2 protein-coding genes are annotated in these 14,852 nt (G+C 69.7%); both read right to left on the bottom strand.

Annotated features, from left to right (window positions below; all coding sequences use genetic code 11):
* Positions 1 to 6,993, bottom strand: a 6,993-nt coding sequence (locus tag BW39_RS22585; protein WP_043824413.1) for a non-ribosomal peptide synthetase, incomplete at its 3' end; no start/stop codon positions are given.
* Positions 6,990 to 14,846 carry a non-ribosomal peptide synthetase gene (locus tag BW39_RS22580; RefSeq protein ID WP_043824417.1) on the bottom strand — a complete coding sequence of 2,619 codons (7,857 nt, stop codon included), beginning with the start codon at positions 14,844 to 14,846 and terminating at the stop codon, positions 6,990 to 6,992. The genes BW39_RS22580 and BW39_RS22585, both read right to left, overlap by 4 nt.
* Between the last annotated feature and the right edge of the window lie 6 nt (positions 14,847 to 14,852).

Raw genomic sequence — 14,852 nt, 5'->3', positions numbered from 1 at the left:
CTGCACGCCCGCCAGGTACAGCGCAAGCAGCTCCTGGACCAGAATCTGCATGGACTGCCCATCGGAAATGATGTGGTGCATGACCACGGCAAGCCGATGCTCATCCGGCCCCAGGGCCAGCAGGCTCACGCGCCAGGGCGGATCTGCGGCCAGGTCAAATGTCGTCCCGGCCAGCCGCTGTAGTTCAGCGGCCGCATCGGCCCGGCGCTGCGGTTGCGGGACGACGGTCAGGTCGATCACGCGCAAGTCCGGTTGGGCTCCCTCCAGCACCACGGCCTGCGGCTGGCCTGACGGTCCCTGCGGGAACACGGTCCGCAGCGCCTCATGGCGCAGGGCAAGCGCCGCGAAGCTGCGGCGAAGGGCCTCCCGGTCCAGCGCGCCGCGCAGCGTCCAGGTGGCCGCGATGTGGTAGGCCGAGCTGTCGGGCTCCAGGCGCCAGAGGAACCATTGCCGCGCTTCAGCCGATGAGGGTGCCCGCACCGGCTGCGGGGCATGGCGTGCGATGCCTTCCAGCGACGGCAGCCGCCCATCGCCCAGGGCCTGCGCAACCGCCGCCAGGCTCTGGTTCTCGAAGATCTGGGCGGGCGACACCTGCAAGCCGCGCTGGCGCGCCAGCGCGGCCACGCGCAGGCTGAGGATGGAGTCCCCGCCCAGCGCGAAGAAATTGTCCTGGCGCCCCACGCGCTCGATGCCCAGCACCTGCGCCCAGACCCGGGCCAGGGTCTGCTCCACGGAGCCCTGCGGCGCCTCGTGGCCGGCATCGGCCTGTGCGTCCGGCTCGGGCAGCGCCTTGCGGTCGAGCTTGCCGTTGGCATTGAGCGGCATCGCGTCCAGTTGCACGATCAAGGCAGGCACCATGTACTCGGGCAGGGTGCGCGCCAGCGCCGCGCGCAGTGCCTGGACATCGATGGCCTGCCCGGGCCGCGCACTGACGTAGCCGACCAGCCGCATGCCGCCGGGCCCCTGGCGCGCCACCGCCACAGCCTCCTGCACCTGCGGCTGGGCCAGCAGTTGCGCCTCGACTTCGCCCAGTTCGATGCGCAGGCCGCGTATCTTCACCTGCTGGTCGATGCGGCCCAGGTATTCCAGTTCCCCGTCGACCCGCCAGCGAACCAGATCGCCCGTCCGGTACAGGCGCTCGCCGTCGCCGAACGGACTGGCCACGAAGCGCTCTGCGCTGAGAGCCGGCCTGTGCAGATAGCCGCGCGCCAGGTTCGCACCCGACAGGTACAGCTCGCCGGCCACGCCCACGGGCGCCGGGCCCAGATCTGCGTCCAGCACATGGGCGCCGGTCTGGCTGATGGGACGGCCTATGGGCACCTGGCTGCGCCCGTCGTCGCGGCAGCTCCAGTGCGTCACGTCGATGGCCGCTTCGGTGGGCCCGTAGAGGTTGAACAGGCCCACCTGCGGCAAGCCCGCGAACACCCCGGCCTGCGCTTCGGCGGGCAAGGCCTCTCCACTGCAGAAAATGCGCTGCAGGCTGGCGCAGCGCGCCAGATCCGCATGCTGCAAAAAGGCCTGCAGCATGGACGGCACAAAGTGCAGCGTGGTTACCCCGTGTCGCTCGATCAGCTCGGCAAGCCGCTCGGGGTCGCGGTGCTCCCCGGGACCGGCCAGCACCAGCCTGGCGCCATGCATCAGGGGCCAGAAGAACTCCCACACCGAGACATCGAAGCCGAAGGGTGTCTTTTGCAGCACCACGTCAGATGGCTGCAGCCCATAGGCCTGCTGCATCCACAGCAGCCGGTTGCGCAGCGAGCCATGGCGGTTGGCCGCGCCCTTGGGCCGCCCGGTGGAGCCGGAGGTGTAGATCACATAGACCAGGTTCTCCGAGCTGAGCGCTGGATCGGGGTTGGCACTTCCAGCCTCTTCGGGCGCCGGCTCATCCAGCTCCATCACCTGCACGGCTTCAGGCCATTGCGGCATGCGCGCGCCCAGGTGGCCGTGGGTGAGCAGCAAGGCGATGCCGCTGTCGTCCACCATGTAGCGCAGGCGCTCGGCGGGGTAGTCGGGGTCCAGAGGCACATAGGCAGCACCGGCCTTGAGAACGGCCAGCAGTGCCACCACCATGCCGATGGAGCGCTCCATGGCAATACCCACGCGCGACTCGGGCCCTACACCCCGGGCCATGAGTGCGTGGGCCAGCCGGTTGGCCCGGTGGTTGAGTTCGCCGTAGCACAGGACCTGATCCGCGCAGACCAGGGCGATGGCCTCGGGCGCCTGGGCGGCCCTGGCCTCGAACATGCGGTGGACCGGCGGTCCCTCGTCGAAGCGCCGTGTGTTGGTGCTCCACCGCTGCAGCTGCAGCAGCTCCTGCGGCGGCAGCAGGTCCAGGCCGCAGGCGCGGGTGCGCCCTCCTTCGGCCAGGGCCTGCACCATGGCCTGCAGCGCCTGCTCCAGGTACAGGCACAGCCGCCGCGCATGGTCGGCGTCGGCGGCCTGCGCGGCCAGCGTGAAGCCTCCACCCTGGTCGTTCACCGACATGGCCACGGGATAGGTCGTGCGCTCGCGGGCCGAAAGCACGCTGATGCCTTCCCAGCCGGCCGGCGCCCCATCCCCGCCCTGGCCGTACCGGTAGTTCAGCAGGCTGCTGAACAGCGGCGTGGTGCCGGGCAGGCCGCTGCATTTGAGAGCCAGCGACAGGGGGGCATGCTCATGCGCCAGCAGTCCGGCAAGGCAGTCGCGGGTCTGGCGCAGCAATCCGTCAAGGTCTGCGCCACCGAGCCGCAGGCGCACCGGCAGCGTGTTGATGAACATGCCGACAGCGCGGCCCATGTCCTGCGCGGCCTGCATGCGGCCGAACAGTACGGTGCCGAACACCACGTCCTGCGTGCCGCTGACCCGGGCCAACACCAGGGCCCACGCCAGATGGAACAGCGTGGCCGGATTGACCTGCCGGCCTCGGGCGCAGCCGTGCAGCGCGCGCGCCAGCCCGGCATCCAGTGCCAGCCGGTGCTCGGCCACCGGCTCCTGCAGCGTCAGCAGGCCGAAGGGCGCCGTGGGCTGGTCCACATCGCCCAGCAGTTTCGAGAAGAAGGCCTGATGGCCCTGGAGCGCGGCCTCGTCGCGCGCCAGCTGCACGAACCGGCGAAAGGGAACGGGCGCGGGCAGCAGATCGGGCCGGCCCTGATGGATCAGCCCCACCTCGCCCACCAGCAGCTCCAGCGCCGTATGGTCCATTACCAGGTGGTGGCTGGGCAGTTGCAGCAGCCAGCGCTGATGCGCGGGATCGAAGGCGGCAATGGCCCGGACCATGGGAGCCTGCCGCACATCGAGGCGGAACTCAGCCGGGTCCACAAGCGCGGCAAGCCGCTGTTCAACGGTGACGGGTCCATCGCCTTCGGGCAGCCATTCCAGGCGCAGCGGAGCCTGCCGGCAGACCACCTGCACCGGCTGCGGCAGCCCCTCCCAGAGCACCGCCGTGCGCAGGATGTCGTGGCGCGCGATGCACTGGTTCAGCCCCTCCACGAAAGCCAGCAGCCGGGCCTTCGAATCAAAGCCCAGCAGGCAGTGGGTCACATAGCTGTCGCCACGCGACTGCACCAGGTGATGAAACAGAATGCCTTCCTGCAAGGGCGTCAGCGGATAGGCATCCTGGATATTGGCCGCGCCGCCCGGGATGGCGGCCTCCATGGCGCGCAGATGATCGGGCTGCAGAGTCACCAGCGGCAGCATGTAGGGCTCCAGCCGCTTGCACCCCTCGGGCACCCCTGAAGCCGCCGCGGCGCCGTCTTCCTGTGCCTGTTGCGCAGGCCGCAGCGTCAGAGCGAAATCCTGCAGTCTCGGCTGCCGGAACAGGTCGCGCGCCTCGGCCTGCCAGCCGGCGCGCTGCAGGCGCTCGACCACCTGGATGGCCAGCAGCGAATGCCCGCCCAGTTCGAAGAAATGGTCCTGGCGGCCGATGCGCCCGGCCTCCAGCAGGCCAGCCCAGATGCCGGCGAGCATCTCCTCCTGCGCCCCTTGGGGAGCCTCCCAGGTCACCGATGCCTGGACCGGGGCCGGCAGGGCCTTCTGGTCGATCTTTCCATTGACCGTCAGGGGCAGCCTGTCCAGCACCACCACAGCGCCGGGCACCATGTAGTCGGGCAGCACATGCACCAGCTGCGCGCGCAGAGATTCTGCCTGCACGGTCTGCCCTGCAAGCGCCGACACGTAGGCCACGAGCCGCGCGCCAACGGCGTCAGCCATGACAACGGCCTCGCGCACGCCAGGCTGCGCCAGCAGCACCGCCTCGATCTCGCCGGGTTCGATGCGCAGGCCGCGCAGCTTGATCTGCTGGTCCACGCGTCCCAGGAATTCGAGCTGGCCATCGGCGCGCCAGCGCGCCAGGTCGCCGCTGCGGTAGAGGCGGCTGCCCGGCTCGCCCAGCGGGTGGGCGACGAAGCGCTCCGCGCTGAGCGCGGGCATGCCGAGATAGCCGCGCGCAAGCCCCTGGCCGCCCAGGTACAGCTCTCCGGCCATGCCGGGCGCCACGGGCTGCATGTCGGCATCCAGCACCCAGGCCTCGCGTTCGCCCACGGGCCGGCCTATGGGCGCATGGGCACCCACGTCAGTGACCTCGCTGACATCCGAGATGGACGGCGTGACCACGGCCTCGGTCGGGCCATAGGCATTGAAGATACGGGCGCCGGGGAACATCCTCCGGGCCAGCGACAGCCCTTGGGTCGGCAGGGCCTCGCCGCCGATGATGCAACGCTCAAGCCGCGGCAATTCCAGAGGACAGCCCAGCTCGTCGGCAAGCAGCCGCAGATAGCCCAGCGGAAGGTCCAGCGCGCTGACGCCAGCCTCGGCCGTTCTTGCCACGAATTCGCGCGCCGTCCACGCCCGCGCATCCCCCGTCAGCACGGCCGCCCCGCTGGCCAGCGGCACCATCCATTGCTCGCAGGCGGCGTCAAAGCCCACGGAGGCGAACAGCAGGCCGCAGTCCTGGCGCTGCATGCCATGGAATTCGCGCATGGCCTGGATATGCATGGCCAGGGCTCCATGGGACACGGCCACCCCCTTGGGACGCCCCGACGAGCCCGAGGTATAGATCACATAGGCCAGGCTGTCCGCATGCACGGCCGGCAGCGGCTGCGCAGGCCGGGCGCCTGCAGGCATCGGTGCGTCCAATGTCAGCACCAGGGACACGGTATCCAGCTCCGGCGACTGTCCGGGCTGGGTGAGAAGACAGGTCGCGCCGCTGTCCATGAGCATATGGGCCAGGCGCTGCGGCGGATGCCGCAGGTCCAGCGGCACGAAGGCGGCGCCGGCCTTCATGATGGCCAGCAGGCCCACGATCATGTCGGCCGAGGGCGGCAGAGCCAGTCCCACCCGGCAATCGGGGCCGATGCCATGCGCCACCAGCAGGCGCGCGGCGCGATCGACACGGTGCTGCAGCTGACCATGGCTGAGCGTTGCGCCACCATCAATCACCGCAGGCGCATCGGGATGGGCCTGCGCCTGCCGGGCGATCAGTTCGTGGACCAGGCCGTCGGTCAACCGGGAGCCCTCTCCCCTTGCCCACCCCTGCAGGCGGTTCAGAGGCTCGGCGTCGACCAAACACAGATTGCCCAGCGCCTGGTCGGGCGAATGCAGCAGGGCCTGGAGCAAGGACAGATAGTGCGCCTGCCAGCGCGCCACCGAATCCGGTTCGAACAGCTCTCTGGCGTAGCTGAAACGCATTTGCAGCCGGCCATCGGCACCTTCCAGAATGTCCAGCGCCAGTTCGACTTGGGCCGACTGGCCGCCCCACTCCATGGGGGTGACGCTCAGTCCGGGCAGCCGGGCCAGCGCCGCATCGTCATGGTGCACATGGTTGAACATCACCTGGAACAACGTACCCTGCCCGGGACGCAGCGCCTGGACAAGTTGCTCGTAAGGCAGGTCCTGGTGCGACTGCGCGCCCGTCACGGCCGAGCGCACCTGTTCCACCAGATGGCGCAGGCTGCTGCCACCGCCCACCTGCGTGCCGATGACCACGGTGTTGACGAACATGCCCACCATTGCTTGGGTCTGCGCATGGTCGCGCCCGGCCATGGGCACGCCCACCCGTATGTGTTGCAGCCCCGTATGGCGGTACAGCAGCGCCTGGAAGGCGGCCAGCAGGAGTGTGAAGACGGTGCACCCCTCCTCGCAGGCCCTTTCGCGCAGGCCCCGGGCCAGGTTATCGGGCACGCAAGCAAGATGGCGGGCCGCCTCATAGGATGGCCGGGCCTGCCGGGGATGGTCCGCAGGCAGTTCGACCAGGGGTGAATCGTTCCCCAGCGTGTCACGCCAATAGGCCAGTTGGCGCTCCGACTCTCCAGCGTCCAGCCAGGACTTCTGCCACAGCGCATGGTCAGCATACTGAAGGGCGGCGCTCTCCAGCGCCTGCACGGCGCCTGAGGCACGGGCCCGGTACTGGTCCACCAGGGCATTGACGATCAATTGCAACGACCAGGCATCGGAGACGATGTGGTGCATGACGATGGCCAGCACATGCACATCGTCGGCCAGCCTGAACAGGCGCACGCGCAGCAGCGGCCCGGTGCCGAGATCGAAGGGCTGGCGGGCCAGCTGCGCGCAGCGCGCCTCCAGCAAGGCCTGCTGGCGGGCGGGTGCCGCCTCGCCAAGGTTCTCCTGCACGAAGTCCGGCTCGGCCTGTGCCAGCACGCGCTGGTAGGGAAGGCCCTGCCCGTCCACGTCGAACACCGTGCGCAGCGACTCGTGCGCGCCGATCAGTGCCTGGAAACTCTCGCGCAGCGCAGCGGTGTCGAGCGCACCGCACAGCTTCAGCGCCGTGCCGATGTGGTAGGCCGAACTGGCCGGCTCCATGCGCCAGAGCAGCCACTGGCCCAGTTGCGCATAGGACAGGGGAAGGCCGTCCTGCGCCGATGCCTGGGTACGCGGCGGAATCGGCAATTGCCGCATGTCCACGCCGCTTTCTCGCATCTTGCGATAGACCAGGCGCTGCTGCTCGGGCGGCAGCAGGGCGAATTTGCGCGCAATGCTGTCGAACTGGTTCTGTGTCATGGTGCGATTTCCAAACCGTCTATGAAGGATTCCAGCGCTGCCAGCGGCAGGCTTTCGGACCGGACCTGCTGCTCCCTCAGGCCTTGGGCCATCTGGGACAGCACCGGATGGCGCAGCGCGTAGGCCAGGCCCAGGTCCGTGCCCATCTCGGTGCGCACACGCGCCAGCATCTGCACCAGCAGCAGCGAATGCCCGCCCAGCTCGAAGAAGCTGTCATGGCGTCCCACGCGCTCCACGCCCAGCACCTCGGCCCAGATGCGCGCCAGCGCCTCTTCCAGTTCGCCCTGCGGCGCCTCGTATTCCTGTGCCCCCGCTGTCTCCGGCTCGGGCAGCGCCTTGCGGTCCACCTTGCCATTGGCCGTCAACGGCAGCGCATCGAGCACGACGATGGCCGAGGGCACCATGTAGTCGGGCAGCGCATGGCCCAGCCGGTCCTTGAGCAAACCGTCTTCGGCTGGCGAATTCAGCGAGACATAGGCCACCAATCTCGCCCCGCCTGCGCTTTGCTTGGCCAGCACCACCGCCTCACGCACTTCAGGCTGGGCCAGCAGTTGCGACTGCACCTCGCCCAGCTCGATGCGGAAGCCCCGGATCTTGACCTGCTGATCGACCCGGCCCAGGTATTCCAGCTCGCCCTGCGCGTTCCAGCGCACCAGGTCGCCTGTGCGGTACAGCCTGCTGCCATCGTCCGTGAAGGGGTTGGCGATGAAGCGCTCCGCGCTCAGGCCTTGCCGGTTCAGGTAGCCACGCGCCAGGCCCGCGCCCGCAACGAACAGCTCGCCCGCCACGCCTTGCGGCAACAGGTTCAGACTGCCGTCCAGCACGTACAGGCCCAGGTCCGGAATGGCAGTTCCCACGGGACTGCGGCCACCATCCAAATCTGTCTTGGTGATCTCCCGGTACGTCACATGCACCGTGGTCTCGGTGATGCCGTACATGTTGATGAGTCGGGGGCTTTCGTCCCCGAAGCGGTCGAACCAAGGCCGCAGGCTCTCGGGCTCCAGCGCCTCGCCGCCGAAGACCACATGGCGCAGCGCCAGGCCAGCGCCACACTCCTCGTCCTGCTCCACGGCATGCACCAGCTGCCCAAACGCCGAAGGCGTTTGATTGAGAACCGTTACGCGCTCCGCACGCAGCAAAGCCAGGAAGTCCTGGGGCGAGCGGCTGACCCAGTACGGCACCACCACCAGCCTGCCCCCCGTGCACAGCGCGCCAAAGATCTCCCAGACCGAGAAGTCGAAGGCATAGGAGTGAAACAGGGTCCAGACATCGTCAGGCCCAAAGCCGAACCAGGCATCGGTGGCGTCCAGCAGCCGTGCCACGTTGCGGTGGCTCAGTTGCGCGCCCTTGGGACGGCCCGTGGAGCCCGAGGTGTAGATCACATAGGCCAGGCTGTCCGGGTTCACTTCAACCTGCGGATCGGCATCCGTTTCGGCAGACAGGTCCAGCGTATCGACCTCCAGAATCTGCAAGCGGTCTGCGCCCGGAATGCGCGTACGCACTGCAGCCTGCGTCAGCACCAGGGCAATGCCGCTGTCCTCGACCATATGTGCCAGACGATCCGCAGGGTAGTCCGGGTCCAGCGGCACATAGGCGCCACCGGCCTTGAGGATGGCCAACAGGCCGACCACCATCTCCACCGAGCGCTGCATGGCAATGCCCACGCGCGTCTCCGGGCGCACGCCCAGGGCGATGAGGCAGTGGGCCAGGCGGTTGGCCCGGGCGTTGAGTTCGGCGTAGCTCAGAGAGTACGGGCCAAAAGCCAGTGCCGGCCTTGCGAGGTGAAGATGGGCCTGGGCCGCGAAGCGCTGGTGCAGCGGTTGGGCCGGAGCCAGGCATGGCTGCGGCCTGCCGCGTTGGGCCAGCGTTGCGGTTTCGGCCGGCTCGGCGGGCACCACTTGACCCACGCGGCGGCCAGAGGACGCGGCCAGTTGCAGCAGCAGATACAGCAGGCGGCCCGATAACTGCCGGACCTGCGCTTCGCTGAACTGCGCGCACGCATAGTCCAGCCCCAGGCGCAGGCTGTCACTTTGGTGTACGACCACGGTCATGGCGTAGTGGGTCTGCTCGCTGCTGCGCACGCTTTCCAGCACGACGCCTGCGCCACCAGCCTGTGACAGCGCCTCGCCCAGCGGATAGTTTTCGAAGACGACGATGCTGTCGAACAAGCCTTCGGCACCAGCGCCTGCCCATTGCTGTATCTCGTACAGCGGCGTGTGCTCATGCTCGCGCGCGGCCACACCGTTGGCCTGCAGGGCACGCAGCCAGTCGCCCACCTCGCGGCCCGCATCAACACAGACCACCGTTGGCAAGGTGTTGATGAACAGGCCCAGCGTCCGCTCGGCGCCATCGAGTTCGGCAGGCCGGCCCGCCACCGTCGAGCCGAAAACCACGGCTGGCTGGCCCGTGCAGGCCGACAGCAGCAGGCTCCATGCCGCCTGCACCAGCGTGGACAGCGTCACGCGCTCTTCGCGCGCAAAGCGCATCAGCGCCTGCGTGGCCGGCCGGTCCAGCGCCACGTCCAGCGTGGCATGGCCCGTTGCGATCGATGCTCCCCGCCTGTCGTGAGCTCCCATGGCCGGCGCCAGGCGCGTGGGAGCCGGCAGCGCCGCAAGCTGTTCACGCCACCAGGCCTGACCCGCCTGCGGATCGCGTCTACCCAGCCAGGCAATGAAGTCGCGGTAGCGCCGCGCAGGAGCTGCGGGCCGGTCGCCCGCGTAATGCTGCAGAACTTCGGACAGCAGTTGCGAGCTGCTCCAACCGTCGAGCAGAAGATGGTGGCGGGTCCAGATCAGCCTGTGCCTCTGAGCGGACAGTCGCACGAGCGCGAGACGCATCAGCGGCGGCTGCGCGAGGTCGAAGCCGCGCTCGCGCTCGCTCGAAGCAAGCGCCGCGGCGGCCTGCGCGGCATCGGATTGGCCGCTGCAGTCATGTTCGGTCCAGGGCAGGTCTGCTCGGCGTGCCACCCACTGCAGCTGACCTTGCCCGTCGAGAAAGCCGGTGCGCAGTATTTCGTGCCGGTCGCTGGCCGACTGCCAGGCCTCGCGCAGGCGCGCAGGGTCTACCCGGTCCATGTCCATCTGCAGCTGGTTTACATAGACCGTCTCCTGCGTATCGGACAGGCTGTGGAACATCAGGCCGGCCTGGGTGGGTGTCAGCGGATAAAGATCCTCCAGGCTGTCCAGCGGCAAAGCCAGCGCATCCAGCCGCTGCTGCGAGACCCCGGCCAGCGGGAAATCACTGGGCGTCACGCCGCGCCCGCCGTCCACGCAGTGCGCGATCAGCGCCTGCAGCTCGCCCAGGAAGCTATCGGCCAGACCCTGCACCGTCGCCCCATCGTGCACGGCTGCGCTGTAGTGCCACTGCAGCACCAGCTCGCCGCGCTGTATGCAGGCCACCACTTCCAGCCAGGCGCGCCGCGACGATTGCGGTGCGCGCTGGCCGGTCACCGGCTCACGCGCCAGCCGCCAGCCCAGGCCACCGTCCAGCGCCTGGTCCAGCTGGCCCAGGTAGTTGAAGGTGAGCTGCGGCTGCAGCTTCGGCAGCTGCGTTCCTTGGGGGGCCAGATGGCGCAGCAGCCCGTAGCCCAGGCCCTTGCCGGGAACGGCGCGCAGCTGCTCCTTGATGGCCTTGAGGCCCGCGCCCGGCTCGGCGTCGGCACCCGGTCGCAGGCAGACCGGGTACAGCGTGGTGAACCAGCCCACGCTGCGGGCCAGGTCCATGTCCTCGCTCCAGGGCTCGCGCCCATGGCCTTCGAGTTCGACCAGCACGCTGTCGCGCCCGTCCCAGGCGCACAGCGTGCGTGCCAGAGCCGTCAGCAGCACGTCGTTGATCTGGGTGCGGTAGGCCGGCGGCACTTCGCTGAGCAATTGTTCGGTCAGGTCCTCGCCCAGCCTGCACTCCACCGTGACCGTGTCCGCGACGGTGTTGCTGCCTGCGGCGTGGCCGGGCAGCGGCGCGCCGGCCTGCGCCAGCGTCTCGGTCCAATGGGCCAGTTCGGCCTGCGTTGCGGACTGTGCGGCGCGCGACTGCAGCGCTTGCGTCCATTCCCGCAAGGCGCTGGTGCGCGGGCCGAGATCGACAGCCTGGGCCTTGCCCAGCTGCGCATAGGCGGTCTGCAGGTCCTCGACCAGGATGCGCCAGGAGACGGCATCCACCACCAGATGGTGGGCGATCAGCAGCAGCCGGCCCGAGCGCGTGCCGCCCAGATCCAGCCACACGGCCTTGAATGGCCGCTCCAGGCTCAGCGTCGTCTGCAGCGCTGCGGCGGCGCGCGCAATGGCCGCTCCCGCGTCACGCTCGGCCGACAGGTCCTGGGTTTCGAACGGTGCCTGCGCGGGGGCGGCACCCACGCACTGCGTCCAGCGCCCGTTCTTGCAGGCGAAGCACAGGCGCAGCGCCTCATGCTGGGTGACCACGGCATCGACCGCCGTGCGCAGGCGCGCCAGGTCCGGCACCTCGCCCAAAGTCAACAGCACAGACTGGTTCCAGTGGTGGGGCTGCGCAAAGGCCTGTTCGAAGAACCAGTGCTGCACAGGCGTCAGGCCAAATGCTGCACCGGCTTCAGCGGCCGGGGCTGCCGGGGCGGTGGGCGCAGCTGGTGCGGCCGCCACGGCACCGCCCGTGGCTGCGGCCAGCGCGGCAATGGTCTGCTGCTCCATGAGCTGCCTGGGCGTGAGCTTGAGGCCGCGCTTGCGTGCGCGCGCCACGATCTGCAGCGCCAGGATGGAGTCGCCCCCCAGGCTGAAGAAGTTGTCATGGCGGCCGGGCGCCTCGGTGCGCAGCACCTGCGCCCAGATCTCGGCCAGCAGCTGCTCGATGGCTCCCTGGGGCGCCTGGCCCCCGTCGGTGGCAGCCGTTGCCGCCTGCGGCACAGGAGCTGGCAGCGCGCGGCGGTCAAGCTTGCCGTTGGCCGTCAACGGCATGGCAGGCAGATCGACAAAGTGCGCTGGCAGCATGTAGTCGGCCAGCCGGGCGCCCAGCGCTGCACGCAGGCCGTCATGGTCGCCCGGCTGGTCCGGTTCGCGCACCAGATAGGCGCACAGCCGCAGCTGGCCGTCTTCGCTGGCCAGAGCCAGCACCTCGGCCTCGCGCACGGAAGGCTGCTCGCGCAGCGCCTGGGCAACTTCGCCGGGCTCCACACGGAAGCCACGGATCTTGACCTGGCCGTCGAGACGGCCCAGGAATTCGAGGCTGCCGTCGGCACGCTGACGCACCTGGTCGCCCGTGCGGTACAGGCGCAGGCCGGGCTCGAAGGGGCTGGCCACAAAGCGTTCCGCGCTGAGCGCAGGCCGGCCCTGGTAGCCGCGCGCCAGACCCGCTCCGCCAATGAACAACTCGCCCGGCAGGCCCGCGGGCACGGCCTGCAGCGCCGCATCCAGCACATGGGCCACGGTGCCGCCCAGCGGCACGCCCATGGGCAGGCTGGCGGCTGCACGGTCGGCCTGGTCTGCGGACTGGGTCAGCGTGCCCACCGTGGTCTCGGTGGGGCCGTAGTGGTTGAGCACGCGGCAAGCGGGCTGCAGCGCGGTGATGCGCTCCAGCAGCGCCCAGCCCGTCGCCTCGCCCCCCAGCACCAGGCAATGGCGTGGCAGAACCTGCGCGGGCCGGGCAGCGTTCAGCAGGGCCTGCAGATGGCTGGGCACGATCTTGAGCACATCGACCTGGTGCGTGTGCATGTAGTCCGCAAAGGCATCGGGATCGAAGGCGCGCTCAGGGGCCATCAGGTGCAGCAGGCGCCCAGAGCACAGCGCGCCGAACAGCACCGTATGCCCCAGGTCGGCGGCCACGGTGGACACCATGGCCATGCTGGAGGCGCCGGCCGGCAGGTCCAGCCGGGCCAGCACGCCCTGCACATAGTTGGCCAGCGCGCCGTGGCTGATCACCACGCCCTTGGGCTGGCCCGTGGAGCCCGAGGTGTAGATGAGGTAGGCGGCCTGATCGCGGTGGAGCGTGACGGGCTCCAGCGTGGTGGCTTCAGGCTCCATGTCGTCGGAAAGTGCCAGCGGCCAGACAGGAATCGCCGGCTGCCACGCCACGGGCTGCGCCGCCAGCAGCAGGCGTGCGCCGCAGTCGTGCAGCTGGTAGGCCAGGCGCTCGGCCGGCAGCTCGGGGTCCAGCGGCACATGAACGCAGCCGGCCTTGAGCACGGCCAGCATGCCCAGCACCAGCTCGGGCGAACGTGGCGCCAGCACGCCGATGCGGGTTTCCTGTCCCAGGCCCTGCGCGCGCAGCTGCGCGGCCAGGCGGTTGGCCGCGCGGTCCAGCTGCACGAAGGATGCGGTGCGCGCTTCGGCGCGCAGCGCCATGCCCAGGCCCTGGCGTTCAACAGCGGCATTCCACAGCGCAAGCACGGTTGCGGCCTGGGGAGCCTCGCCGCCGTCAGCCACGTCAACCGGGTCGGCCAGCGCAATGGCCGCCAGCGCGACATCGGGCGCGGCCACCACCTGCCGGGCGCAGCGGGTCAGGCTGTCCGCGAAGACGGCGATGCGCTGCGCATCGAACAGGCCCGTGTCGTGGATGAACACGCATTCGATGCCCTCGGCCCGGTCGGTGAAGTCCAGGCTGAGGTCGAAATGCGCCTGGCCTGCCGTCAGTGTCTGCATGCGCACGCGCACGCCGGCGGCACTGCGCTCGCGCTCCATGGCGTCCTGCTGCGTGCACTTGACCTGGAACAGCGGATGCACGCCCGGCAGGCGCTCGGGCGCCAGCGCCTCGACCAGCATGTCGAACGGCAGGTCGGCATGCTGCTGCGCATCCAGCACGGCCTGGTGCACCTGTTCGAGCAGTTCGCCAAAGCCCATCTGCGGCGCGGCATCGACCTGCAGCACCTGCAGGTTGAGCAGATAGCCGATCAGCCCATGCGTCTCGGCCTTGCCCCGGTTGGCAATGGGCGTGCCCACGCGGATGCGGCGCTGGCCGCTCAGGCGGTACAGCAACAGGTCCAGCAAGGCCGTCATGGTCATGAACAGCGAGGCGCCGCGCGCCCGCGCCAGCGCGCGCACCGCATCGGACAGCTCGGCGGGCCAGACAAAGCGGTGCCGGCCCTCGGCCGCGCCGGTCACGGCGCCGCGCGCATGGCTCAGGGGCAGCTCCAGCGGCGCGTGTTCCTGACCCAGACGTTCGCGCCAGTAGCGCAGTTGGCGCTCGCGCTCGCCACCGTCCAGGCGCTGGCGTTCCCAGGCCGCGTAGTCGGCGAACTGGATGGGCATGGGTGCCAGTGCGGGGGGCTGCGCGCGCAAGCGGGCCTCGTAGCAGTGCAGCAGCTCGTCGACCAGGATGCGCAGCGACCAGCCGTCCGCCGCGATATGGTGCAGCGACAGCGCCAGCACATGGCGCTGCGCGTCCAGGCGGTACAGGCAGGCGCGCAGCGGCGCCTGGCGGTCAAGGGCGAAAGGCGTCTGCGCGAAGCCGGCCAATGCGTCTTCCAGCGCAGCCTGCGTTGGCATATCGACCACAGGCATTTGCAGCGACGTGGCCCCGTCCGGTTGCATCGGCTGCACCGCCTGCAGCGCCTGGCCATCGTCGCCGGCCGTGATCCGCGTGCGCAGGATGTCGTGCCGCGCCACCAGATCGTCCAGCGCCGCAGCCATCGCCCCCGCGTCCAGCGGGCCTTCCATGTCCAGGCTGCCGGCCAGGTTGTAGGCCGGGCTGTCGGGCGCCAGCTGCCAGGTCAGCCAGAGGCTGCGCTGGGCATGGGACAGCAGGGCCGGGCTGGCCGGATCGCGGCGTGGAATGTCCTGGCCAGCGCGCACGGCCGGGCTGCCGCCGCCGCGCAGGCGGGCATCGAGCTGGGCACGCTGCTCGGGGCTGAGCCGGGCGCGCAGGGACTGAATATCTTGCGGTGCTGTCATGGCGAT

Origin of the sequence: Delftia sp. RIT313 (assembly GCF_000632165.1) — a bacterium.
GTDB lineage: Bacteria > Pseudomonadota > Gammaproteobacteria > Burkholderiales > Burkholderiaceae_C > Comamonas > Comamonas acidovorans.
Note: the sequence above shows the minus strand (reverse complement) of the source record. Positions and strands in the feature narration are given on the sequence as shown.

Excerpts from the sequence above, each read along its gene's own strand:
- BW39_RS22580 (WP_043824417.1), bottom strand. The coding sequence starts at position 14,846 with ATGACAGCACCGCAAGATATTCAGTCCCTGCGCGCCCGGCTCAGCCCC.